At 58.9% G+C, this 26,519-nt stretch carries 18 protein-coding genes and 1 pseudogene; 8 read left to right on the plus strand and 11 right to left on the minus strand.

Features of this window, described 5'->3' with window-relative positions:
* Positions 1-256: 256 nt before the first annotated feature.
* Positions 257-975: pseudogene (locus ACWORE_RS06435) on the minus strand (ABC transporter ATP-binding protein).
* 384 nt (positions 976-1,359) lie between these two features.
* Here ACWORE_RS06435 and ACWORE_RS06440 point away from each other — a divergent pair.
* Positions 1,360-1,533: a hypothetical protein gene (locus ACWORE_RS06440; protein ID WP_406605511.1), complete on the plus strand. Its 174-nt coding sequence runs from the start codon at positions 1,360-1,362 to the stop codon at positions 1,531-1,533.
* Positions 1,534-1,805: 272 nt separating this feature from the next.
* On the opposite strand, the gene ACWORE_RS06445 is transcribed toward ACWORE_RS06440, so the two are convergent.
* Complete coding sequence (locus ACWORE_RS06445) at positions 1,806-2,636, minus strand: carbon-nitrogen hydrolase family protein (RefSeq protein ID WP_455303202.1); 831 nt, start codon at positions 2,634-2,636, stop codon at positions 1,806-1,808.
* A gap of 71 nt (positions 2,637-2,707) precedes the next feature.
* Here ACWORE_RS06445 and ACWORE_RS06450 point away from each other — a divergent pair, with 71 nt between their 5' ends.
* From ACWORE_RS06450 to ACWORE_RS06470, 5 genes are all read left to right on the plus strand, one after another.
* Positions 2,708-3,478, plus strand: a complete 771-nt coding sequence (locus ACWORE_RS06450; RefSeq protein WP_455303203.1) for a TSUP family transporter — start codon at positions 2,708-2,710, stop codon at positions 3,476-3,478.
* A 71-nt stretch (positions 3,479-3,549) separates the two neighbouring features.
* Positions 3,550-3,996 (plus strand): hypothetical protein, encoded by a 447-nt coding sequence (locus ACWORE_RS06455; protein WP_455303204.1) that lies wholly within the window; start codon positions 3,550-3,552, stop codon positions 3,994-3,996.
* An 11-nt stretch (positions 3,997-4,007) separates the two neighbouring features.
* Complete coding sequence (locus ACWORE_RS06460; RefSeq protein ID WP_455303205.1) at positions 4,008-5,585, plus strand: alpha/beta hydrolase; 1,578 nt, start codon at positions 4,008-4,010, stop codon at positions 5,583-5,585.
* Between the two features lie 128 nt (positions 5,586-5,713).
* Complete coding sequence (locus tag ACWORE_RS06465; RefSeq protein WP_455303206.1) at positions 5,714-9,316, plus strand: proline dehydrogenase family protein; 3,603 nt, start codon at positions 5,714-5,716, stop codon at positions 9,314-9,316.
* 73 nt (positions 9,317-9,389) lie between these two features.
* The gene (locus ACWORE_RS06470; protein ID WP_455303207.1) at positions 9,390-12,791 is read left to right on the plus strand and encodes a pyruvate carboxylase; all 3,402 of its coding nucleotides are present in this window, start codon (positions 9,390-9,392) and stop codon (positions 12,789-12,791) included.
* A 71-nt stretch (positions 12,792-12,862) separates the two neighbouring features.
* Here ACWORE_RS06470 and ACWORE_RS06475 read toward each other — a convergent pair whose 3' ends face one another.
* The 9 genes from ACWORE_RS06475 to ACWORE_RS06515 form a co-directional block, all read right to left on the minus strand.
* Complete coding sequence (locus tag ACWORE_RS06475; protein ID WP_455303208.1) at positions 12,863-14,119, minus strand: hypothetical protein; 1,257 nt, start codon at positions 14,117-14,119, stop codon at positions 12,863-12,865.
* Positions 14,106-14,516 (minus strand): heat shock protein transcriptional repressor HspR, encoded by a 411-nt coding sequence (locus tag ACWORE_RS06480; protein ID WP_296137408.1) that lies wholly within the window; start codon positions 14,514-14,516, stop codon positions 14,106-14,108. Before ACWORE_RS06480 ends, ACWORE_RS06475 begins: the two co-directional genes overlap by 14 nt.
* A 171-nt stretch (positions 14,517-14,687) precedes the next feature.
* Positions 14,688-15,935 carry a molecular chaperone DnaJ gene (gene dnaJ, locus ACWORE_RS06485; protein ID WP_455303209.1) on the minus strand — a complete coding sequence of 416 codons (1,248 nt, stop codon included), beginning with the start codon at positions 15,933-15,935 and terminating at the stop codon, positions 14,688-14,690.
* A gap of 800 nt (positions 15,936-16,735) precedes the next feature.
* Positions 16,736-17,764 (minus strand): PTS sugar transporter subunit IIC, encoded by a 1,029-nt coding sequence (locus ACWORE_RS06490; protein ID WP_455303349.1) that lies wholly within the window; start codon positions 17,762-17,764, stop codon positions 16,736-16,738.
* Positions 17,765-18,367: 603 nt separating this feature from the next.
* The gene (grpE, locus tag ACWORE_RS06495; protein WP_455303210.1) at positions 18,368-19,105 is read right to left on the minus strand and encodes a nucleotide exchange factor GrpE; all 738 of its coding nucleotides are present in this window, start codon (positions 19,103-19,105) and stop codon (positions 18,368-18,370) included.
* Positions 19,102-20,979: a molecular chaperone DnaK gene (gene dnaK, locus ACWORE_RS06500; protein ID WP_455303211.1), complete on the minus strand. Its 1,878-nt coding sequence runs from the start codon at positions 20,977-20,979 to the stop codon at positions 19,102-19,104. Before dnaK ends, grpE begins: the two co-directional genes overlap by 4 nt.
* A gap of 520 nt (positions 20,980-21,499) precedes the next feature.
* Positions 21,500-21,925, minus strand: coding sequence for a DUF488 domain-containing protein (locus tag ACWORE_RS06505; RefSeq protein WP_296137406.1), 426 nt, complete (start codon positions 21,923-21,925; stop codon positions 21,500-21,502).
* A 111-nt stretch (positions 21,926-22,036) separates the two neighbouring features.
* Positions 22,037-22,630, minus strand: a complete 594-nt coding sequence (locus ACWORE_RS06510; protein WP_406605501.1) for a hypothetical protein — start codon at positions 22,628-22,630, stop codon at positions 22,037-22,039.
* 291 nt (positions 22,631-22,921) lie between these two features.
* Complete coding sequence (locus ACWORE_RS06515; RefSeq protein ID WP_296137109.1) at positions 22,922-23,215, minus strand: GlsB/YeaQ/YmgE family stress response membrane protein; 294 nt, start codon at positions 23,213-23,215, stop codon at positions 22,922-22,924.
* 388 nt (positions 23,216-23,603) lie between these two features.
* Between ACWORE_RS06515 and ACWORE_RS06520 the strand changes: the two genes are divergently transcribed.
* Positions 23,604-25,142 carry a hypothetical protein gene (locus tag ACWORE_RS06520; protein WP_455303212.1) on the plus strand — a complete coding sequence of 513 codons (1,539 nt, stop codon included), beginning with the start codon at positions 23,604-23,606 and terminating at the stop codon, positions 25,140-25,142.
* A 161-nt stretch (positions 25,143-25,303) separates the two neighbouring features.
* Positions 25,304-26,512, plus strand: coding sequence for a pyridoxal phosphate-dependent aminotransferase (locus ACWORE_RS06525; protein WP_455303350.1), 1,209 nt, complete (start codon positions 25,304-25,306; stop codon positions 26,510-26,512).
* Positions 26,513-26,519 lie beyond the last annotated feature (7 nt).

Below are 26,519 nucleotides of genomic sequence, written 5' to 3' on the forward strand. Positions count from 1 at the left end.
GCACCGAGCCCGCAGAGATACCAGCTTAGTCTTATGGAGGTTGACGATATCGTGCGGAGATAGTCAACATCATGACGCGCGATGTCATAGGCAGTACACCCCGCTAAGCACACTCCGATAAGGGCAAGTGTTTCACAATGTACTTCGTTAACGTCCGGCCAATAGCCAATAATGTAGCCCACTCGCCACGCGGAGAATAAAAGAAAAGCAACGAAGGGCACTGGGACAAAATAACGGAGATGTCGTCGCCACCCCATTAGATCACTCCCGCAGTCAATTGACCGAAAGCAGCATCAATACTTCCATATTTCCTTTCGAGCTCTTCCGAGCGCACATCAGCGACAATGTGTCCGGAATCAAGGAAAAGAACACGATCAGTAGGCTCAATATCAGAGGAAATGTGAGTCGACATAATGACTGAGGTTTTCTCACTGAGGCGACGAATTATATTCAGGAGCGACGCCCGGTGGTTCGGGTCTAATCCCGATGTCGGCTCATCCAAAATAAGGACGTCGGGACGGTGCGCTATCCCGACAGCAACCATCGCCCGACGTTGCATGCCACCGGACAACGAAGAAAAACGGTCGCCTTCGTTATATCGGACAAATGGACGAGCGCAATGGCCTCGGACGCTGCTCTCCGGGCCTCGCTCCTGGAATAACCATGAAGCCACGCTGCCGTCTGAACTAAGTCCCGCACAGTTTGAGATGTATCGACCGCATTATGCTGTGGCACCCAACCTAAGCGCGAGACGATGGTAGGACGGTTTTTTCGTTCCACTGTTTTGCCGTCATACCTGATCACGCCGGACCGGGGTTTAAGCTCTGTCGCGAGAAGCCTCATTAAGGTACTTTTCCCCGCGCCATTAGAACCGAGCACGATATTAATTCCGCCGGAAAAAGAGCACGAAATTCCGTCCAACACGGACTTAGCCTTTTTATACGAAAAACGTAACTCGGTTACTTCTATGAGCATAGTTTCTTAGTGTACAGATGCTACTACTTCAGAAAAGTGGTCCCGCGGAGCTGGACACCCCCACCCAACCGTCGGAGTTCACCAAAGGACACCTTTAGCATTTACCGTAAAAAGAGGTCCATACCCTGGGCCCAGCAAAAATGATGACATAGAAACCACTACCAAACCTTGATGATTTCACCTTCCACTCGGGCTCGATCACTCAATTTGGACCAGTTATTTTTAACTTTTTCACCCCAATTAAGGGGTATCAAAGGGTTACGATCGCTAATCTACCCTAGAACCACACGTGCAACACTGATACCGTCACTGCCAAAGATTACAAAACTAACCGACTTAAAGACTTAAAAAGAAAAATTTCTATATTCGTTACAGGGGACAAAGATGAATGCTCAATCCAGCAAATTGCCAATTATTGAACTCGCCTCGGTAGGCATTGGTGTTCTCTTAATTGTGGTTGGCTCCGTGATAAATGGCGCGTGGCCAGTCGGTATGGTGGGAATCGGCTTAACCATCGTTGCCGTTATTGGGCTAATCCTCTTTTCCCCGTCACGTTGATTGATTCAAAACATCAGTACTTTGTCTGGATTGCGGGCGCCGTTTTAATTATTTTCGGAATTTGGTACGGGGTTACCCAGCAAGAGGAAGACGAAATCTTCTCACCTTCCCTAATCGCCTATGTCGGTGGAGGCGCTTTACTGACCTCATTCGCCACCTACGTACGGAAGCGATCACACTAGATCACCGCCTAGACGTCTACCTCGGTTCGGCCGTCGGCACTAATCTTCCCTCGGCACTGAATAGCCGTCGGTGTTAAACAACCGTCGGAACTAATCGTCGCCAAGCACCGGGATGCTTCGTCGCACGGAGTCTAGACGATCAGTGTCGATGGTGGCGGTGACATATCCGCAGGTGTAGCCCAATTCCGCGACCCTCGTTCCGTCGGGCCCAACCACAACACTGTGGCCAATCCCGGTCGGTCCGTCGGACTGGCCGATCTTGTCATATCCGCCCGGGCGGGCCTGCCCCGCAGCCGCGATCCACGTCGTCGAATCCAACGCTCGTGCAGCAGTTAATGTCCGCCACTGGTCGCGCTTGCCCGGGCCATCCGACCACGACGTCGGCACGACAATAACCTGCGCACCACCCCGTGCCAGATCCTTAAACTGCTGCGGGAAACGAATGTCGTAACACGTCGACAGTCCGACAGTCATACCCGCGCACTGGAAATACTCCAGCTCATCACCTGGGCGAACCGTGTCCGACTCGCGGTAGCCGAACGCGTCATAGCAATGGATCTTGCGGTACGCCGCGTTGACGCGGTCACCGTCGGCCCCATCACGGCCAACCGCCAACGCAACGTTGTCGACCCGATGGCGCGTACCCTTCTCGGTCTCGACAGAATCGGCCGGCACGAACATGCCCACCACGGCAACGATGCCGGCAGCCTCGGCAGTCTCACGAACAGACGTTGCAAACCGACCATCCAGGGGCTCCGCGATCGTGTCCAACCGACCCTGACCGAACGGGTACATCGAGGCCTCCGGGAACACGATGAGATCAGAGTTCTCCGACGACGCACGCATGATCAACTCACACACAGCATCCGTATTCCTAGAAACATCGGGGACGGAACAAATCTGGGCCAGTGAAATGCGCATACGCCACAGACTAGCAGCGGGTTGCAGTAGCTATAAGCGAAGAGCAGGAAGGAAAGCGATACGATTTTCGCATGTCCGCCGCCGTGATCGTCCTCATGCTGACCGCCTCACTCTTCGCTGGGTGGGTCGACGCCGTCGTCGGCGGTGGTGGGCTTATCCTCCTTCCTTTCATCATGATCCTGAACCCCAGCTTCACGTATGCTCAGGCGCTCGGGGTGAACAAAATCGCTGCTATCTGCGGCACCGGCAGTTCTGCGATCACCATGGCTCGGCGCGTCCCTACCGCACGGACCGCTTTCCGTTACGCTCCCCTGGCGTTCATAGGGTCGGCGCTCGGCGCGATTCTCGCGTCGTCCGTTGATAAGAACATTATGCGGCCGATAGTTGTCGTGCTCCTTGTCACCATCGGTGCGTTCGTCCTGCTCCGGCCATCGTTTGGGCAGGTCACTGTCCGACGGACCGTCACGCGTGGGCGATGGGTGGTGACATTGGTACTGATCACGGGGCTCGGAATTTACGATGGCGCGTTCGGCCCCGGTACCGGTTTGTTCTTAATCCTTACGATCACATCGCTGCTGGGTGAGGACTTTTTGAACAGTGCCGCGTGGGCCAAAATCCTCAATACTTTCACGAACTTAGGTGCTCTGGTTGTTTTTGCGATCAATGGGGATATCTGGTGGCTGCTGGGCTTTGGGCTGGCCGTCACCAACATTGTGGGGGCGCAGATCGGGGCAAGAATGGTCCTCTATAAAGGTGCTGGATTCGTCCGCATTGTTTTGCTTGTCGTGGTTGTATTGATGGCCGGGAAGTTGGCGCTCGATCAGTTTGGGGTAACGGCATAGGGGCTTGCTGTCAGGGCATAGAAGCCCCCCGTGGCAGTTTAACGGCAGGGTGTGACACGTTAGGGGCTATTTTGGCCGCCGACCCCCAGTTATCCACAGGCGCGGAGTTATCCACAGAAAAAGCGTTTAGCACTATTGACGACGCACACAACACTCATGTTCTTGGCACGATGTGGCGCATGACTCTCACGATCACTCCGTCCGCACTGCGCACCCTGATGCACGACCACCACGACCATGCGGAACACGCCGAGCACGTCGGCGCTGTATGCGACGCCGCGCATGAACAAGCGCCCAGCTTCCACTCATCACGAACCCACGCCGCTTTGCTCGCTATGGCCGACGCCGCCTATGCCCAGGTCCACGAACTGAGCGCACGGCATACGCGGTTCGCGGAATCCGTCGATTCGTTACGACGCCGTGTCTGCGCCGCGGACGATGCCTCATCAACGCACTTGAGCGAACTGTCCCCGATGCGTGCAGGTGACACTGCCACGCCTGCGGACAACATCGGTTAAAGGTGCAGCTCATGGCACTTAATGCAACCTCGACGGTGAACAAAACCTTGGCAGCTCAAGCGTCGGTAATGCGAGGACCGCTGACACACGGCCTGCTCGGAGGAGGCCCGCTCACACATGTCCCTCAGTGGAGCCCCGACGAGCTCAATGCCGTCGCCGCCTCAATGGCCGGACTCATCGGGCCCTTGACCAGCCGCATTTCAGACAGCCCCATCCCCGCCAACATCATCGGCGGAATCAACGGCGACGCCGCCAATGCATCACTGAAATCGATTAATGCGGAGACGCGCGCGGTCATCGACCACATCACACAGTCCGTCGGCCTATTGCGCGCGCACTCGTCGGCACTCCGCGGCCCCCTCTGCCACGCGCAATCCCTCGAGCACACCATCAAAGAGCTCCAAGCTCAACGCGACGCCACCGCCGACCCGTTCATTAGCACCGGCCTGTACATCATCGAAACGGCATGCAAGGCCGACCTCGCCCTCCTACTCAAGTTCCTGGACACTATCGACGGTGTGCTCGCGCACCTCCTGGTCGACGTATGGAATAGCCCCAACTTCAAACCACTCGCCCATGTCCTCGCCGACGCCGGGATCACCGACGCCTTCCTACCCACTACCGTGCCCGACCCGGACCCCCAACGCGACAACTCACAACCCTGGCTCGACGGACGCACCGTTGAAGACACCGACCGTATCCTCGGAGAACGCCTCGACACTTGGCTTTCTACCGCGCACAACGACAAAGAAAAGCAGTACTTGGAGGGAATACTGAAGACACTTGCCGACAACGACGACGCTTACCTCGTCCACCTCGACCATGACGGAGTAGTCATCGCGCTAGGAGACCCCACCACAAGTCCCGCCGTCGCCACCCTCGTCGGCGGAGTCGGCTCGAGTGAACCCGGGCGTATTCACGGGCACACAGACTGGGCACATAAAATCAGGCAAGCCAGTGGCAACAAAGCCAGCGTCATCGCATGGTCTGCCTACCCAGCGCCCAGATCGCTACCCGCTGCAGCCAGCACCGATAACGCCACCCGCGGAGCACAAAACCTGCGTTCATTCCAACAATCGCTCCGGACTCGCAACCCGTCCGCGCAACTCACCGTCACCGGGTACAGCTACGGCAGCGTCGTCGTCGGGCATGCGGCACGATCCTCGGACGCAACACCGTCAGACACAACACCGCCACTCGAAGCCGACACCGTCGTCATCGTCGGCTCCCCAGGAACCGGCGCGAATCATGCGCACGAATTAGCGCCACACGCGCTGGACGGGCACGCGGAGATCGTCGTCGGTAGGAATGATGCTGATCCCATCATGTTCGCAACCGGACCAGACGTCGGTGCGCACGGCCCAGACCCGTCCTACGCACGCTGGGGTGCCGATGCGTGGCTCACCCCCAACGGTCTGGCGGCTACTCCCCCCAGTGACCAGAAAATCCGCGACCTGGGAGGCGTCGTTATTTCTGAGATGGATTTCAGTGAGCTGATGGAAAACCACCGGTACAGGGACTACTCGGCGGCGCTTGCGCAGGTCATTACCGACGGGGTGCCGGCCGATGCCCACACATCTCAGGGGTGATCATTGCAGGAGGTGCAACAGCGCAATAATGTGGTTTTCACACATACTGACCAGCGCAATTGTGACTTTCGGCCACACACTGAGTCAGGACGCACACCAACCACCCACACTCCACAAGGGAGCACCCCATGAGCAGCAAACACAACAAAAGCGGTAAGAAAAACAAGAAAGATAAGAAGCTGAACGCCACCGGTGACGAAATCTCCGCCACCACCACAACCGCCAGCAACGTCGACGATCCTGACTTCCTTAAGCCACCGCCGAACTCCCACGACCTCGACGACATCACCGACCGCGCCATCGCCCGCGCACACGAATGGCTCGAGGCGACCAACGGGGAGCAGACGCGCAAGGAATCGTCGTCCACTGAACAACTCGCGGCCCTCGTTCACGATCCACAGGGCATCGACTTCACTATGGGCTTCGTCGATCGCGTCGCACGACCAGAAGACAACGCCGTCGCCGCGAAGGAATTTGCCTCCTTGGGCAGCCCATTCGGACGGAAAGAACCCCTCCCCGACTTTCTCGGGCCACTGAATACGGCACTAGTCTCCCTCGGAGCGCTAGCTGGACAGGTGCTGCCCAGCATCGTGATGCCCATCGCCCGTGGCTACCTGCGGAAAATGGTCGGGCACCTGGTGCTCGATGCCAATGGCAAGGCTCTTGACAAACTGCTCGACGACGCGCACGCCAACGGGTTCCGGCTCAACATCAACCTCCTCGGCGAGGCTGTCCTCGGCGAGCGCGAGGCAACACGCCGGTTAGACCGGACCATCGAGCTCCTCCGCAACCCCAAGGTGGACTACGTGTCCATCAAGGCGTCGTCGGTATGCTCCCAGCTCAACCCGTGGGATATCGAAGGAAACACGCGTCGGCTGAAGGAACGCCTCCGTCCTCTCTATCGAGAAGCGGTCAAACGCACACCGCACCCCTTCATCAATATGGATATGGAGGAATATAGGGACCTCGACCTCACCATCAAGCTCTTCAAGGAGCTCATGAGCGAAGACGAGTTCATGGACCTGGAAGCCGGCATTGTGCTCCAGGCCTACCTTCCCGACACCCTGGATGCCCTGCACGAACTCATCGACTTCGCGCACGAGCGCGTCAACAAGGGCGGTGCGCCCATCAAGGTGCGCATTGTGAAGGGCGCGAACCTGTCCATGGAGCGCGTGGACTCCGAAATTCACGACTGGAAGCAGACCCCGTACTTGACGAAGGCCGAGGTCGACGCCAACTACCTGCGGCTCCTGGATGTTGCGCTGCAGCCTGAGCACGCGACCGCCATTCGCATTGGTGCGGCGTCTCACAACCTTTACACGGTGGCCACCGCGCACGAACTCTCTGTGCAGCGTGGCGTCGAAGATCAGCTCGATATCGAAATGCTCCAAGGTATGGCGCCCGCCCAGGCCCGGGCCGTGCGTCAGATCACGGGGACGGTCATCCTGTACACCCCCGTCGTCCACGCGGAAGACTTCGACGTTGCCGTGTCCTACCTGGTCCGACGGCTCGAAGAAAACGGCGCGCACCAAAACTTCCTCTACGCGCTGTTCGCGCCCGATGTCGCCGGCGATGACGATATGACGCCGATGCAGGAGCAAGAAAAGCGCTACCTCAACGCCGTCAACGACCGGTGGACCACGTTCGCGGGGCCACGGCGCCAGCAGGACCGTCGGCAAGAACGATCTGCCGCAGATGTGTCCAAGCGAGTCGAGTCCGTCCCCGGGCACTTCGTCAACGAGCCGGACACTGACCCGTCGCTGCCCGCCAACCGCGAGTGGGCCCTGCGGTGGCTAGACCACGATCCGGGGCCCGTCACCAGCCCGCTGATCACAGAAAAGTCGGATATCGGCGCCATCGTCGCCCGCGCACGGTCACGCTCCTCCGCGTGGGGCAACACCAGCGGGCACGACCGCGCCGAGGTGCTCGACGCCGCCGCTAACGCACTGGCCGCGCACCGCGGCGAACTGCTGGCCGCCATGACGCACGAGGCGAACAAGACCGTGGCGGAATCCGACCCCGAGATCTCTGAGGCCATCGACTTCGCCCGCTACTACGCAGAATCCGCTCGCGCGCTCGATGGCGTCAAGGGATCGCGGTTCACCCCGTACTCTGTTGTCCTCATTACCCCGCCGTGGAACTTCCCGCTGGCCATCCCCATGGGTGGCGTGTTCGCCGGCCTCGCTGCCGGCGCGGCCGTCGTCATCAAACCTGCACCACAAGTCGTCCGCATCGCCGAAGTTGCGGTGGGGATACTTCGTGAAGCAGGCATCGACGAGGAACTCCTCCAACTCGTCAACGTTGCCGAGAATGAGGCCGGCCAACACCTCGTCTCCCACCCGGCGGTGGACTCCATCATCCTCACCGGCGCATCCGACACAGCGCGACTCTTCCGGAGTTGGAAACCACAGATGGTGATCAACGCGGAAACGTCCGGCAAGAACGCCATCATCGTCACCCCGTCTGCCGACCCGGACCTCGCCGTCTCCGACGTCTACCGGTCCGCCTTCGGGCATGCAGGGCAAAAATGCTCTGCGTCGTCGCTAGTCATCGTGGTGGGTAGCGTCGGCAAGTCAAAGCGATTCATGAACCAGCTGATCGACGCCGTCGAGACCCTCAAAGTGGGCCCGGGAACCGATATCTCCACCACCATGAATGGAATCATCGAGCCCCCACCCGACAAACTCATGCGGGGGCTGACCCAGCTCGAAAGCGGTGAGAAATGGCTGGTCAAGCCGCGGAAGCTGAACAAAGAAGGGACGCTTTGGTCCCCCGGGCTGCGCGACAATGTCAAACCCGGATCGTGGTACCACACCCACGAGTGCTTCGGGCCAGTTCTCGGCATCATGCACGCCGCCACCCTGGAGGAAGCCACCGAATGGCAAAACTCCACAGGCTACGGGCTCACCGGCGGACTGCACGCCCTCGACCCGGACGAGATCGACTGGTGGATTGACCACGTGGAAGTCGGCAATGCCTACGTCAACAGGGGTATCACTGGGGCCATCGTGCAGCGGCAATCCTTCGGCGGGTGGAAAGCCTCCGCGCTCGGATCGGGTGCGAAAGCTGGCGGCCCGAACTACGTGGCACAACAGGGAACATGGTCCGAAGGGGACGTCGACGAGCTACCTCGGGCAGGGCTCCAGCGCCACGTTGCCCAGCGACTCCGTCGGATCAAAGGCCAGTTGGACAACACGCTCACACCAGCCGACCTGTATTGGCTGCGTCGTGCTGCCGAGTCTGACGCCTACGCGTGGAGCACCGAGTTCGGCGTTGAGCACGACAACACCGCGCTGATCGCGGAGTCCAATATCTTCCGCTACCGGCCTCTATTGGCACCGTTGCGTGTCCGAGTTGGATCGCCCAGCTCGTCACCGACACTCATTCGCGACCTTGTTCGTCTGACGCTGGCGTCGGAAATCTCTGGTACTCCGATGGACGTTTCCGCCACCGCAGAGACCGCCACCGAGCTGGGTGCCATGGGATTCAGCATCCGTCGTGTGGAAGACGCCACCTACGCGGCCGAAGTGGAAAACGCGGAGTCCGTTCGTGTGCGCACCCTCGGCGACGTCGACCCGGCGCTGTACAAAGCGGCGGCGCACTCGGGATCGATTGTTATTGATCATCCGGTTCTTGCCGATGGACGTCGTGAAATTCTTCCATTCCTGCTGGAACAAGCGGTATCGATCACGAACCACCGGTTTGGTTACATCAAGGGCCTGACCAACTGACATCGTTTGTTGGCGTGGTTACCGCTAAACTCATCGACACGACCAGCTCGCCTCAATGTTGAGATAGGAAGCTATGCCACTACGTCAGTTCTCTAAAGTTCTCGTCGCCAACCGCGGCGAGATCGCCATCCGCGCGTTCCGCGCAGCACACGAACTCGAGTCCAGCACAGTCGCGGTCTACCCCTGGGAGGATCGACACTCCTCCCACCGCATCAAGGCTGATGAAGCCTACGAAATCGGGGAAGAAGGCCACCCGGTCAAGGCCTACCTCAACGTCGACGAAATCATCTCCGTCGCCAAAAACTCCGGGGCCGAAGCCATTTACCCCGGCTACGGGTTCCTCTCCGAAAACCCTGAGCTCGCACGCGCCTGTGAACGCGAGGGCATCGCGTTCGTCGGCCCCACCGCCGACGTCCTCGATATGACGGGCAACAAAGCCACCGCGATCCACAACGCGAAAGAGGCTGGGCTGCCCACCCTCGGCGACACCCCCGCCACCGATGACCTCGACGAACTAGAACGCCTGGCCGACGAATCAGATATGCCCTACCCGCTCTTCGTCAAGGCCGTTGCCGGTGGTGGCGGGCGCGGTATGCGCCTCATCCCCTCCCGCGACAAACTCCGCGAGCTGTGCGAAACCGCATCTAACGAGGCCAAAACCGCCTTCGGCGACCCCACCGTTTTCCTTGAGCAGGCCGTGGTTAACCCGAAGCATATCGAGGTCCAGATCCTCGCTGACAGGCAAGGCAACGTCGCCCACCTCTTTGAGCGCGATTGCTCCGTGCAGCGTCGCCACCAAAAAGTTGTGGAACTCGCGCCCGCGCCTAGCCTAACACCTGAACAGCGCGAGGCCATCTGTACCGACGCGGTGAACTTCGCGCAGCACATCAACTACTGCGGCGCAGGAACCGTCGAATTCCTTGTTGATGAAGACGGCAACCACGTGTTCATCGAAATGAACCCCCGCGTGCAGGTCGAGCACACGGTCACCGAGGAAATCACCGACATCGACATTGTCCGGGCACAGCTGCAGATCGCGGCGGGCGCATCGCTGCCCGAAATTGGGCTGACCCAGGACACTATTTCTTTCCACGGTGCCGCGATGCAATGCCGCATCACCACGGAGGATCCGGCCAACGACTTCCGCCCCGACACCGGGTACATCACGGCCTATAGGTCGCCAGGCGGTTCCGGTATTCGCCTCGACGGGGGCACCGCCACGGGTGCCGAGGTCACCGGGCACTTCGATTCGCTGCTGGTCAAGCTCACGTGTCGCGGTCGAGACTTCAACTCCGCCGTCCATCGTGCCCGACGCGCGCTCGATGAGTTCCGCATTCGGGGCGTCGCGACGAACATCCGCTTCCTTCGCGGTGTTCTGGATAACCCGGATTTCCGCGCCGGCAATTTCACCACGTCATTTATTGCGGATCACCCCGATCTGCTCACGACCAAGCCGTATGCCAACCGGGCCGACAAAATCATGCGGTACCTGGGCAATGTGACGGTGAATAAGCCGAACGGTGAGCGCGCTACCACTCTCAACCCGGCAGATAAATTGCCGACCCTGGACACGTCGGCTCCGCTGCCCGAGGGATCGCGCGACCGCCTTCTGAAGCTCGGGCCCGAGAAATTCGCGCAGGATCTGCGCCAACGCCGCGGTGTTGCGGTGACCGATACGACGTTCCGCGATGCGCACCAGTCATTACTGGCCACCCGCGTCCGCACCAACGACCTCGTGGCCGCCGCGGGCCACGTCGCGCGCACGACACCTCAGCTGTTGTCTGTCGAAGCGTGGGGCGGCGCCACGTATGACGTCGCGATGCGGTTCCTCAAGGAGGATCCGTGGGCGCGGCTGGATCGTCTGCGCCAAGCGATGCCCAACGTGTGTATCCAGATGCTGCTCCGCGGGCGCAACACCGTCGGATACACGCCGTACCCCGAGACCGTCACGAAGGCGTTCGTGAAGGAAGCTGCCGCGTCTGGCGTCGACATTTTCCGAATTTTCGACGCCCTGAACGACGTGAGCCAGATGAAGGCCGCGATCGACGCCGTCCGGGAAACCGGAACCGCTGTGGCGGAAGTGGCGATGAGCTACGCCGGCAACGTCGCCGACCCCAACGAAAAGCTCTACACGCTGGATTACTACATGAATCTGGCGCACACGATCGTGGATGCGGGCGCGCACATTCTGGCGATCAAGGACATGGCCGGGCTGCTCCGCCCCGAGGCGGCGCGCATGCTTGTCACCGCGCTGCGTAAGGAATTCGACCTACCCATCCACATTCACACGCATGACACTGCCGGCGGATCGCTGGCCACGTACATGGCGGCGTGGGAAGCTGGTGCGGATGCTATCGATGGCGCATCGGCTCCTATGGCGGGGACGACCTCGCAGCCGTCACTGTCGGCCATCGTCGCCGCCACGGCGAACACGAAGTACGACACTGGCCTGGACCTTGCGGCTGTGAGCGCATTGGAACCGTACTGGGAGGGAGTGCGCTCGGTGTATGCACCGTTCGACAAGGGGCTAGCTGCCCCGACGGGCCGGGTGTACAACCACGAAATTCCTGGTGGCCAGCTGACGAACCTTCGTGCGCAGGCGACGGCGCTGGGCTTGGAGCACAACTTCGAGCAAATCGAGGACGCCTATGCCGCGGCCGATAAGATGCTCGGGCACCTGGTGAAGGTGACGCCGTCGTCCAAGGTGGTCGGTGACCTCGCGTTACAGCTGGTCGGTGCGGGTATTGATCCGGCGGACTTCGCTGCAAATCCGAATGACTATGACATCCCGGATTCGGTCATCGGGTTCCTCAACGGTGAGCTGGGAACGCCGCCCGGTGGGTGGCCCGAGCCGTTCCGTACCCAGGCGCTCAAGGGTCGGGAGAAAACACCGGAGATCACGCCGGTATCGGCCGAGGATGAGGACCACTTGAATGGGTCGTCGGAGGATCGTCGGAACACGCTGAACCGGCTCCTCTTCCCCGGGCCCGCCGCCGATTTTGATACCCACCGCAACGAATATGGTGAGGTCAGCCGCCTCTCCACGAACCAGTTCTTCTTCGGCCTGTACCCCAACGAAGAACAAAAGATTCAGCTGGCAAAGGGCATCGACCTTATCGTGCAGCTGCAGTCCATTTCGGAGCCCGACGCGCGCGGCGTGCGGACCGTCATGTGCTTCCTTAATGGTGAACTGCGGCCCGTCTTTGTTCGCGACGAATCCGTCGAAGCCGACGTCAACCCCGCGGAGAAAGCCGACCGCTCCAACCCCGGCCACGTCGCCGCACCCTACGCGGGCAATGTCACGGTGACCGTGAACGAAGGCGACACTATTCACGCCGGCGACAAGATCGCGGTGATCGAGGCGATGAAGATGGAGGCGAGCATCACGGCCCCCGTGGATGGAACCATCGAGCGCATTATTTCCGACGGGACCTTCCACGTTGATGGTGGCGACCTCGTGGTGGTTATTTCGTAGCGCACTTGTGCGTGGGCGCGGCGCACGTGCCTCGCTGATTAGCGCAGCGCCGTTTTCGCGCCGGGAAGTGTCTACGAGGTCATGGTGATCAGCGCCGGGTTCATGCCCGACGCCATAAGCTTCCGTTTGATGTCCCCCACTATCGTCTTCGGCCCCGCCAACAGCGTTTCATGGCCGAGCCACGGGCCGCGCGCCATAACGTCGTCGGCAAGTGAAATACCCTCCCGAACAGTGAAATCGCGTGGCGCGACAGCGTAGGCCGACATGCGGGCGAACTGGTCTTCCTCCGCATGCACCGTCGACGGGTGCACGGTCAGCCAGTCCATGGCCGTGTCGAATGACCAGAGCGTCCGGAGTTCGTACAGGTCGCTGGGGTACTCGGCGCCGAAGAATAGGTACGTCTGCGGCGGCGACGGTTTCGACGCAAGGTCGAGGATTATCGCGCGAATCGCCGCCAGATAGGCACCGTGGGCCACCATCAATACGGGGCGCGAACCGTCGAGAAGATCAACCGTCATGGAACCGCGCGCGGCGCCGATCTCCCACACGTCGCCAGGGCGAGTCATGCGCGCGAGGTCAAAAACCAGCGCTGAACTGCCCGTTAGCGCCTGCTGCCGGGACCCCTCGAGCCGCGGCACTTCCAGATGAAACTCGATCAGCCCATCGTCGCTGTGCGGGATGGCGGGCGCCAGCCATTTCCGCTTACCCGACGACTGCGGCGCCAGGACCGACACCAACTGCCCGGCGCGGTACGGAATCGGCGAATCCGCGGCGAGCCGGACGACCGTGATGGCGTCGGACCGGTGATCGACATCCAGGACAGTGGCGCCCCAGCGCACGGGGACTTCGCTGTATTCGGCGGCACCTTCCTCCATAAGGCCGATGATCTGGCCGGTTGCCATCGCGAAGAGCTCGAATTCTTCCAACGTGACCTGCGGCGCGATTATCTCGCGGCCGGCGTCGATAATGGCGTCCCCCATCGCAACATAGTCGGGGGCTTCGACGCCGAAGCTGCGGTGGTCTTCGGCGAGGTGCCGGAGAAAACGCCGGGTGCGTCGATCCAGCCCGTTGCCTGTCGCCTGCTTGGCGTACACATGTACCAGCGCACGCCGAAAACTGGGCTTAAGCTGCGACAAGTCCGCCGGGAGCCGCCGGATAAACGAGGGACGGCGAGCGAACAGGTGAGTAAACACGGCATCAACGAAGCGCGACCCGTCAGTTTGAAGGACAGTGACCACGGGGACCAGAGATGCTTCATGAACTCCGGAGGTGGCGTCGCCATCCTGCGTCACAGAGTCATGGCCGCGCGGCCGGCTACCTTCTATCACGCCTATCCTTTCTACGGCGAGCCCCCGGTTCCCACATCACAACAGCGGTAGACCGAGGCACATGCACAATTTCCCCACGTGACCTGCCATGTTGAGCTTCCATACGAGCCAACCGCTCCCGAAGCTGATGGTTCTCCACCTGCAGCTCATCCACTTGAGACTTCAGGTCAATGATCGCCCGTATCCCCGCGAGGTTAACACCATCTTCGTGAGAAAGCTTCTGTATTTCGCGAAGCATCTCAATGTCATCGGGCGAGTATCGACGCCCACCTCCGCGCGTCCGCTCGGGTGTGACCAGCCCCATGCGGTCGTAGGTGCGGAGCGTCTGAGCGTGGAGTCCGGTCAGTTCCGCTGCCACCGAGATGACATAAACTTCTTCCCGACGTACCTCGCCCAGCGGCTGTCCACGTCCTCTGGTGTGTGTTTGCCGAGACCTGTCGCTGGTCGCGCGGTTTTCGCCGCCAATTCCGCCGGTCGCGCCAGCGCCAGCCCCACGCGTTCCGCCAGCTCCGCCAGCGCTCGAGGGGTCCGTCGTGTTGCGTCGTCGATCAGAGTTCGAAGCCATGACTTACCCCTCCTTCTCTGGCCAGTTAGCGCGCGGGTCAAAGCCCAGGCGCTTCTCTTCGGCCACGTAACTACGGAGCGCAGAGGCAGCCCCTTCGTCCAACTTCGGCGGGACCGCCACCTTCACCGTCACGAGGAGGTCGCCATTCTTCTGATTGCGCTTCGGCACACCGCGGCCACGAACACGCAGCGTACGGCCGTCGTTAGTGCCCGCGGGGATCTTGACGCGAACCTTGTTGTCCAGCGTCGGCACTGTGACGACCCCGCCCAACGCGAGCTCAGAAAAACTAACCGGGACGGTGACGCGCAAGTCGTCGCCCTTCCGAGTGAAGAGCTTGTCCGGCCGCACATGGACCGTGACGAACAAATCGCCCGCCGGACGGCCGCGCATTCCCGCCTCGCCCTGACCAGCTAAGCGAACCTTCTGGCCATCGACAACGCCCGACGGCACACGCACGGTAACCGTCCGAGTGCGGTTGGCCACACCGCTACCCTTGCAGGCCGAGCAGGGATCGTCGATCTTCGTGCCCGTCCCGCCGCAATCGGAACACGGCCGCGACAACCCGAACGCGCCCCGATTGTCGGACACAACACCCTTGCCATTACACGCCGAACATGTATGCGGCGACGTCCCAGGTTTCGCACCCGAACCGTGACACTCCTGGCACGACGAGGGGTTCGTCAAACGGATCGGCACGGTGGCGCCTTTGGTGGCCTCGCGGAAACCCAACGTAATTTCCGTTTCGACGTCGGCACCGCGGAGGTTACGCTGGCCACGGCTAGCGGCAGCAGACGCGCTACCCCGGCCGTTGAAGAGGTCGCCGAGGATATCGCCGATTCCTCCGCCGGACCCGCCGCCGAACAGGTCGGAGGCGGAGAATCCGCTGCCCGTATCGTAATTGCTAAAAGTGGTGCGGAAACCTCCCGACGACCCGTACTGGCCGCCGAATCCGCCCGAGTTAAAGCCGCCGTTATTGAAGCCACTGCCACCGAAGCCTCCGAGGCCGCCGGAAGCGAGCATGTCCTTCAATTCGTCGTATTCCTTGCGTTTTTTGGCATCGCCGACGACGGAATACGCCTCGCTGGCTTGCTTAAACCGCTCCTCCGCGGCGGAGTCGCCCGGGTGGCTGTCCGGGTGGTTATCCCGCGCGATCTTGCGGTACGCCTTCTTAATCTCGTCCTCGCTGGCACTGCGAGAAACTCCTAAGTCCTTGTAATAATCCTTCTCTGCCCATTCTCGTTGAGCCGTCATGTTTGCCTTCTTCCGCTATTTGTCGCTTTGTTGCTTGCTCTTGCTTGCTACTGTGTTGTTGTCTTGTATTGGTTGGTGTCGTCGGTGCGCTGTGGTGGCGTGTGGGGTGCCACGTGGCGCCTTGGCCACTCGCTTCCGGCTATTTAGAGCCGCCCGGCTGGCGTCGGGTTCGTGTCCGTGGTTCCAGACGCGCGGTAACCGTCGGCGCATGCCACAACTGCCGGGCGAACTAACGCCACCACACACGTGGATCGCCCACCAAGCCTCAAGGTTGAGTCTAGTAGACTTAACTTTACATTGGGAATAACGGTTTAAACAGGGAAAATATTCCAGGCCCGAGCCACGTTTTCGAGGCTGGACCTTGAACCGGTCCATCTCATAATTCAGACCTAGATAAAGTGCGGCGCGAGTCACTAAGCCGGTGAATAAGGCGCGGCTGAGAGCCTCAGAACCGGCGGGTCACACGCCTGAGAGCCGTCAGGCATCGTCGCGACCTGAGTGAAGCGTGAAAACTGCGGGGGAATATTGGGACGTTTTAAAAGTGCGGGGGTATATGGGCGAAAATCGGCCGAAAATTGACCATATCCCCCACAGTTTTCACATAGACCCGCGATATACTCCCGCGGTTTTAGGCGCTAAGCACGGAAGGCAGTCTGGGCCCGGAGATCCCCACCCCAAAAAGCCCAGCTCAGCCCCCCATGGACACCGGACACCAGGCGCTACCCAGACTGATTGCGCCCCACCAACACCAGGCCCCGCCCCCCACCAACCAAATCTCAGATCGCTCCCCCAATAGAGATTTAGTCGAACTTCAGGGCATACATGTCTTGGTTCGTCATGCCGAGCTTCTTATCGAAGAGTTTGACCGCGAAATACGCCGACACACACGGCACGACCGCGTAAACAAACACGACAACCAGGATGTTCCGAACACTCCATCCCCAGCCCTCGGCATTCAGCGCCGCCAGCGGCCCAACGAGCCCGGAAATCCCGAAGCCGGCCGAAATGGGCGTACCTTGCACCCGGAAAATGCCTGCCACAATGCCACTAACGCCACACGCAACTATCGCCGGCAACAGCGCAACAGGCCGTCGCATCATGTTGGCAACCTGAACTTTCGCGGATCCCACCACGTGCACAAGCGATCCACCCGGCCCATTCACTTTCCACCCGGCCCACATCATGGTGAACGCAACGGCGCAGCATCCAACGTTCGCCACGCCCGAGGCAATACCGGACAGGAAGATAGCGGTGGCGATTCCGACCGTCGAAATTGGCGACGCCATCATCAGGCCGAAAGCAATGCCCAGGATGAGCCCCATCACAATGGGCTGTAGATCCGCCGCCCCGACGACGAGATCCCCCAGCCACTTCGTGAAGACCAGCACCGCCGGGTACGTCACAAATTTACCGAGCCCTCCAGCTATCACGATGACCGTCGGCGGAAGCACCAAGATGGTGTAGCTCTTAAGCCTGTCGCCAATGAGGAGAATCATGATGACGGCGAAGGCAGCGGTCAGCCCGGTGTTGATCACCAGCCCGGTGCCTTTGAGCTGGAGGATTCCGTCGGAGTTTATCCCCTTGACGACGCCTGACCCCATGACAGCGGAGATCGCGACCGTAGCGGTCTGAATGTGCGTCATTTTGAATTGCATCGCAACCAGGAGGCCGATGGCTATCGGCAACATACTGGAGGCGACGGACACCATCCCGATGATTTCCTTCCCCTGCGGGAAAACGGGAAGAAGGGCCTTAAATAGCTCTCCTAACAGCGCTTGGGGAACCAATGCCACAACCACGGCAACCGAAATGCCGTTGAGGACATTCATGGTAAATTCGCCCAAACCCATTCGGGGCGAATACCGCTTCCCTGTCTGAGTGTTGTTAATAGGTGATTCGTCAAGCTGAACACGTTGCTCAGGGGCTGCTGCTTCTTTCATAAAGCTTCCATCATTGGGGAACTGATAACTAGGCGGAGAACTAGTGGCTCACTGCGCGGAGTTAATTGTGAAAGGTGACCATACCAAAAGGGACGGTGGCTTCACCCGTTTTGTACGACGACTACGCCATGTTTCATGGCGGCCATCGCGGGATCGGCCTCGCACCTAGGAATTGCGCTCCACGCAGACACCTATATGTACTGCCGACGATTGGGTCAGCTGTGCACATAGTATGCCCGGGACTCTATTTAATTCGCCAGTGGAGGATATTTTGTTTCAGTAAGCTACTGAGGCTGCAATTTTGCTCTCCGCAGGGCGTCGGCCCCCAGGGCTCTATAAGGAGGACGACAGGGAGGACAACAGACACGGGCAACGCACTGCACTCTTCCAGCCCCAACGCTAATCAACGCATGAAAAAGCCCGGGCGGCTATTAACCACCCGGGCTAAAGATAAGAGTTACTCACGATGACCCCTGGTCAGGGCCGACCCAATCACGCTGGGTCGCCGATCACGACCATCGCGGTTCGCAATACACGATCGCCCATTCGGTACCCGGCGCGCAGAACCGTCGCCACGATTTTCTCGTCGCCAGATGACATGTCTTGAACGGCCTCGTGGAAGTTGGGGTCGAAAGCATCGCCTTCCTGGCCGAACTTTTCAACGCCCAAATCCGCAATCAGCTTGGTGAATTTGTCCGAGAAGGCCTTGAGCGGCCCTTCCTCTTTCAAATCGCCGTGCTTTTCCGCGAGGTCGAAGTCATCCGCCATGGGCAGAAGGTCACTCGCGACTTGCGCTTTGGCCAGCTCGAATGTGGCTGCCCGATCGCGCTCAGCCCGACGCCGGTAGTTGGTGTACTCGGCGGAGACTCGCTTCAGGTCGGCAGTCATTTCTTCGAGTTGCTTCTCGACGGGGGACGCGGCACCAGCACCAGCACCATCATCGACGGGCTCTTGCCCCTCGTCCTGGAGGTCGCGGGCGGCGTCGTCCTCGGCGGATTCGACTGCTACGTCGGGGTCGTCTTGAAGACCATCTACTTCAGCGTCGATGTCGTCAAGCTCTTCGGCAACGTTCTCACCGTCGACAGCCCCTTCCGGAGCGTCTCCGTCGGGCGTTTCCTGCGTAAGGCGGGCTTCGTCAACCGCAGCTTCAACCTCGTTGGGGGATGCGCCTTCGGGGTCTGTGTTGGCCGGCGCACCCGGGTCATCGGGCATGTCGTTGCCTAGACTCACTTGTCATCATCCTTCTTATCTTCGTCAACTACCTCGGCGTCAACAACGTTGGGGTCGGAGTTGTCAGATCCTGCGTCGGCACCCGCGGCACCTGCAGCACCTACGCCACCGGCAGCTCCACTGTTAGCAGCCTCGGATTCGTAGAGGGACTTGCCCATCTCCTGAGACTCTGCGGACAGCTTCTCAACAGTGGACTTGATGGCCTCGATGTCGTCACCCTTGAGGGCTTCGTCGACACCCTTGGCAGCTTCCTCAACCTTGTCCTGGATGTCCTGGGAGACCTTCTCCTTGTTGTCGTCGACGAACTTGCGTGTCTGGTAAACCATGGACTCCGCAGAGTTGCGAACTTCCTGCTCCTCGCGACGCTTCTTGTCCTCTTCCGCGTGAGCCTCGGCGTCCTTCACCATGCGATCGATCTCGTCCTGGGACAGGCCAGAACCGTCCTGGATTTTAATGGTGTTTTCCTTACCGGTGCCCTTGTCCTTCGCGGTGACGTGGACAATGCCGTTGGCATCGATGTCGAACGTGACCTCGATCTGCGGGATACCACGCGGAGCCGGCGCAATTCCGCCCAACTCGAAAGAGCCGAGCAGTTTGTTAGCCGACGCCATCTCGCGCTCACCCTGAAAGACCTGAATCTGCACGGAAGGCTGGTTGTCTTCCGCCGTGGTGAAGGTCTCGGAGCGCTTCGTCGGGATGGTCGTGTTGCGTTCGATGAGCTTGGTCATCACGCCGCCCTTGGTTTCAATACCGAGGGATAGCGGGGTGACATCCAGAAGAAGAACGTCCTTGACCTCGCCGCGCAGCACACCGGCCTGCAGAGCAGCACCGACAGCGACAACCTCGTCCGGGTTAACGCCCTTGTTAGGCTCTTTACCACCTGTCAGTTCCATGACCAGGTCGGTCACGGCCGGCATACGGGTCGAACCACCGACGAGAACGACGTGGTCGATGTCGGAAACGGAAATGCCGGCGTCGGAAAGAACCTGCTGGAACGGCTTACGGGTGCGGTCCAGGAGATCCTGGGTAATGCGCTGGAATTCCGTGCGGGACAGTGTCTCGTCGAGGAAGAGCGGGTTCTTGTCCTCGTCAACCGTGATGTACGGCAGGTTGATGCTGGTCTGCTGCGAGGAGGACAGCTCAATCTTGGCTTTCTCAGCGGCCTCACGCAGACGCTGCATAGCCATCTTGTCCTTGGTCAGGTCAATGCCGTGTGAGGACTTGAACTTGTCGGTCAGCCAGTCAACGATGCGCTGATCCCAGTCATCGCCACCGAGCTTGTTGTCACCGTTGGTTGCGCGGACCTCAACAACACCCTCGCCGATCTCCAGGAGGGAGACGTCGAAGGTACCGCCACCGAGGTCGTACACCAGGATGGTCTGGTCGTCTTCACCCTTTTCAAGGCCGTATGCCAGCGCGGCAGCCGTCGGCTCGTTCACAATACGAAGCACGTTGAGGCCTGCGATCTGGCCAGCGTCCTTCGTTGCCTGACGCTGAGCGTCGGAGAAGTAAGCCGGAACGGTAATAACGGCGTCGGTCACGTCCTCGCCGAGGTAGCTCTCAGCGTCTCTCTTCAGTTTTTGAAGAATACGGGCGGAAATTTCCTGCGCCGTGTACTTCTTGTCGTCAATATCGACATTCCAGGAGTCGTCGCCGATGTGGCGCTTGACCGAGCGAATAGTGCGGTCAACGTTTGTCACGGCCTGGTTCTTTGCCGACTGTCCAACGAGCACCTCGCCGTTCTTCGAAAAAGCTACAACCGACGGCGTCGTCCGCGAACCCTCGGAGTTAGCGATAACGGTGGGGTCTCCACCTTCCAAAACGGATACCACTGAGTTCGTAGTACCCAAGTCAATTCCAACTGCACGTCCCATTATCTGTGTTTCCTTTCGTTACATTTGTTGTGCCCGGCGGATCATTCGGCGGGCACTCTCGGCTTTCGTCTGCTGTCCTGCCCGTGATCTCACCCGGAGCATCTACGTATTTGGTGAGACTGAGTGAATCAGACTCAACGACCTGTCACAGTCTGACCCAGAAGGCTCAGGCTTGTCAAGCTAACTTGAGTCTTCCTCGCTCAACCTTGCGACATTAGATGTAACGACGGCGTGCTCAAAGTTATTCCGCACGACTCAACTTTTCTTATCGACGCTGGTCAAGGTGGTGTTTTTGGTGTGTGGATGTGTCTTTCTGTACGTATAACCGATGTATAGCCGACGCCCCTAACCGACGTTTCCCGCGCGTTTCCTTGACACACATAAGCGACGTCTCCTGCGCACGGTTGAGCCTCCGTGGGAAGGTTTTAGTACGTAACGGCATGCTGTCGTCGGCGGCCTAAAGCTGACGCACTAAACCCGGCGTGATCTCGTCATTAACGCACGTATTACGCGCGCAGCATTAACGCGTGTGCTCGTCAAGCCACGCTTTCAAAACGACGGCATGGTTAAACACCCGATCTTTCGCTGCAAAGACCAAAATGATGTTTTCTCCCGACGCTGCCCGCTCGCATAACTTCCCCACTTGAGCAGCCTCCGAATCGGAATCGGCCTCCGAGCTGTCGCCGTCGTCACTCGATGTTTCGGTGTCTTTATAGGCGGTCAGGCGTTCATCCAGCTCAGAGCGATATCTGTCGGCGAATTCGGAAAAGCGCGCTGGATCGTGTCCCCAGTCTTTTCGCAGCTCGGGCGAGGGGGCGAGGCTTTTCAACCATTCATCAACCGGTGCCGTGGCTTTCTTTACTCCGCGCGGCCACAGCCGATCTACAAGGATCCGCGTCCCCTCACCCTCCGGCGGCTGGTCGTGAATCTTCTCCGTCGTGATCATGGCTTTACCTCCTACGCTCTCATTCCACATTTACGCCTTTTTATCGCGGCCGTAAATGATCTCATTCCACGCGAAGGGTTTCATTCCACACGTAAAATTCCGACCGCACGCTTACACGCTCTTTCCCCACGCATAAGCACACCATGCGGCCCAACCACTCACGAACAACTCGACCGGGATAGTCACAACCGCGCTGCCGATATTCGGAAACGACGTTGTCACGTCGGCAATCGCGTCGGCAAGCAATAAAGCAGCGACACCCCACAAACCCGCAGCGGCGTGAGGCCGACGCTTGAGCACCCACCAGGCGCTGGTCCATAGGGCGGCTATCTCTGCGCAATCTAACGCAATCCAGTCGAGAACGCCGGGGAATGGCATCGTGAACAGCAGAATGGCCATCCACGGGATGAGGGCTGCGCCCATGACGAACAGGATTCCCGCCAGTACACAATCGGCACGACGGCCGGCGCCTAAATACCTGTGACGCTTTTTCTCGTGTGAAAAGCAATCATGATCCTTATTGAATGCGAATTTATTCACCAGCCATTTTTTAATCGTGGAACTATCAACTCGACGGCGAACGCCCGAAGCGTGATGATGGCCCGACGTGTGGTGGGAACGGAAGGAGCACTGTTTGGCCGCGAACGAGAAATAGTCGACGAGATAGCGGGCGCCCGCGTTTCGGTACATTCTCGTCTTAGACATAGCATTCACCAGACATCGTAGTAACCAATTCCCTCACCTACGTTTGGTAGAAGAAAAATTCACTATGCTCCACTCTGAGATAATTCCCAATCTGGATCACCCAGTGTTGAGTCACGGTGAGTACTGAATTCCGTTGACTATGTAATACCTCATAAGCAAACACTACGAGCCCAGAACTAGATCGGCTCTAGCTCCGGGCTCGTTGAGCATGTACTCGGGCGCTCACTTAAGGCCTTACGCTTACGCCCTAACGCGACACGTTGTAGAGCCAACGCCCTACGTTTTTATTCTCTACTTCTTTTTGGTTACTAGGCCAACAATCCACAAGAGGATTACCGCACCAAGCAAACAGGTAAGGAAGCTGAAGAACTTTCCTCCACCTTCGACATCAAATCCAACTGCACCAAGCAGCCATCCTCCGAGGAAACCGCCGATAATACCAACGATGATATTGAGCGGGACGCCCATTTGAGCGTCGGTACCCATGATCTTCGATGCGATCCATCCGGCGAGGCCACCGATAATGATCCACCCAATAATTCCTAGCGGTGGAGCGGATGCCGCAGCCAAAATAACTTCGTTCATCAGTCAAACCTTTCTCATATTTTTACAACGGGCCACTGATGAGGAAACTGCGTTGCTCTTCCACCACAGTCATGCCCGAGGAATACCGGATGGCTGGTACATGGGCTAGTGAAAAACCATGCACGAGCCTCGTCACAATAAAGCTTACTAGGAAATCTTATGTGCCGGTAGAAAGCACAGCGAGCAATCGGAAAACAGAAACGTGCCGACGTTCGATAAGCGATGCCATTTTCCCGCGACGACCAGCGCAGCGAACGGGGACAGGACCGCACCCGCCCATTCACGCCGCGCATACAAAAACACTAAGCTAGTTATCGCATTATTACTGTGGGCCTGTACGCCCGCATGTATATTGTCCCGTATCACTTTTACAGCCTGAGGATGACGAATGAGCACAACCCCCTCCGACCCGACTTCACAGTCTGATTCGGAAGGCTATTCCACCCAACCCAATGACCAGTTTTCCACAGAAAACCGGCCCACGTCGGGCAGCTCATTCGAACAACATCGTGCAGAAGAACAACGCCAAGGGCAAGAACAGCGTTCCGAGGGAGCTCAGCACCCAGGGGAAGAACGAGGTCAGGACACCACTGAGACCAGCTCTTCACACAGCTCTTCGAGCTCTGCCCCTATCGATGCTGAGTTTTCCGACGTTCCCACTGCTCGCGATGTCCTCCCCGAAAACGATTCACTCGGTGAAGACCGCGCATTCGACGAGCCACAGACGCACGAAGCCCAATCGCACGAGACTCAATCACACGACGCTGAGTCAAACAATCCGGACACAAAAAGCGGATTTTCGACGAATGGAGCGGCGGGTTTTCCTGTCATCACTCCGGAAATGATGCGTGAGGCTAATAGCCACACGACGTCATCGGCCGACGGTTCCGCAGAATCTGATACGTCCGCGCAACCGGCCAACTCTGCGCAACCGAACCACTCTGTGCAATCGGATTCCACACAGCCGGATTCTGAGCGTCATCAGGATGGCGCAATTAGTAGCCCGACGACGGGAAACTCAGCAACGGGCAAACCGTCGACGGTGACGTCCGACGCATATAACCTGTCGCCTAGCACCACGACGCACGGATCACGCCCCGTTGGGAGCGCATCCCAGGCTCAAGCCCAAAACGGCTCGGTCGGTAAAAACGCCGGTCGGGGAAGCGTCGGCAAGGAAGATAACAACCAAGGACGACAGGTTCCCGCAGCATCCAACACGTCGGAAAACGCAACAGGAGACAAGACGCCTCACGCTGCAGCTCAGAGATCGGCAGCTGCCTCTGGCTCCTCTGTCTCTGGCCGTTCCGCAGGTTCACGCGGCGCCTCCGACGGGAGCAAGAAGGCAGCCAACGTTCAAGCAGATACCGATCACTCCAACGATCAGACCGACGCCGACCAAGAGTCCACAGAAAACTCGCGGAAAGAAAAGTTCAAGAACTGGATTGCCACCACACCTGCAAGAGCACTGGTCTTCGTCGTCGCTGTCTTAATTCTTGCGGCACTATTCGGCGCTATTTGGATGGCTAATAACGATAATTTCACCGTTGGTTCGTCGGAAAAAACAACCACCGCTCCGTCGGAAGATAATCAAGCTGATCAACCCCAACAGAACTTCCCGACTCCCGGTGGAAAGACAATCAAAGGATCGATCGGGCAAAATATCGATCTTGACGCACGCCAAGTTCAAATATGTGGCAGCAGCACGGGCGAATACACGCGCTCCGCGATCCCGGTCGGGTGGGATTGCTCCGTGGCGGACACGGCACGCCAGGTCTATAACGACACCCCGAAGGCTAATCGGGGAAGCATAACCATAGATAGCCCCATTTCTGATTCGACATTCAAACTGGAATGCCAAGAATTTAAACCCGAGCTCGTGCGCTGCGAAAATAAAGACGACGATATCCACATCTACATCGGCAATTAGCCACCATTGGTAATTAAAAACGAATTCACACTTTTGCCCCTCCCGCGTGGCATAGTGGTCGGGTGAGCTCTTCCGATAAAAACGCGACACCCGCACCCGAAAACACCAACACCAGCAGCGCAAACCCGCCCCAGGTCACTGGGCGCCCGCGGCTCAAGCACCTGGATCAGTCCAGCAAACTGCGCAACGTCCTCTACGAAATCCGCGGGCCGGTCAATGCCGAAGCAGAACGCATGATCGCCGATGGTCACAGAATTCTGCAGCTCAACACGGGTAACCCTGCGGTCTTCGGCTTCGAAGCACCCGATGTCATCATGCGCGACATGATCGCGGCTCTGCCCACCACCCAGGGGTATAGCACGGCAAAAGGCATCATCCCGGCGCGCCGTGCCATTGCCACGCGATACGAATTAGTTCCCGGATTCCCCAGCGCCGATATCGACGATATCTACTTGGGTAATGGGGTTTCCGAGCTCATCACCATGACTACTCAGGCTCTTCTCGACGATGGTGATGAAGTGCTCATTCCTGCTCCCGATTATCCCCTCTGGACGGCGGCGACCTCGTTGGCCGGCGGAAAACCTGTGCATTATTTCTGTCGCGAGGACGATAATTGGAACCCGGACATCGAGGACATCAAAGCCAAGGTCACTCCGAAAACCAAGGCAATCGTCGTTATTAACCCGAATAACCCCACTGGGGCTGTCTATAGCCGGGAAACACTCCAGAAAATCGTCGATATCGCCCGCGAGAATTCACTTCTCATTCTTGCCGATGAAATCTACGACCGGATTCTTTACGACGATGCCGAACACATCAGCATTGCTTCCCTAGCACCTGATCTGCTGTGCATCACATTCAATGGATTGTCCAAGGCGTATCGCGTGGCCGGATACCGGTCGGGCTGGATGGTCCTCACCGGCCCGAAGGAACACGCCCACGGGTTCATCGAGGGGCTGGACTTGCTCGCATCGACACGCTTGTGCCCCAACGTGCCTGCTCAGCACGCGATTCAGGTGGCGCTTGGGGGCAAGCAATCCATCTACGACCTCACGCTCCCCGGTGGCCGTCTGCTAGAGCAGCGGAATGTAGCGTACGAAAAGCTCAATGAGATCCCGGGCGTTTCGGTTGTTAAACCCATGGGCGCTTTGTATGCCTTCCCCAAATTGGATCGGAATGTTTACGACATTCATGATGACGAGCAATTCATGTTTGATCTCTTGCGCGCAGAAAAGATCCACCTCGTCCAAGGCACCGGATTCAATTGGCCGGAGCCTGACCACTTCCGCGTTGTCACTCTCCCGTGGGCTCGTGATCTGGCAGATGCGATCGAGCGACTCGGCAATTTCCTGTCCAGCTATCACCAGTAAAATCCAC

This window comes from Corynebacterium sp. c7Ub_26 (assembly GCF_053760365.1).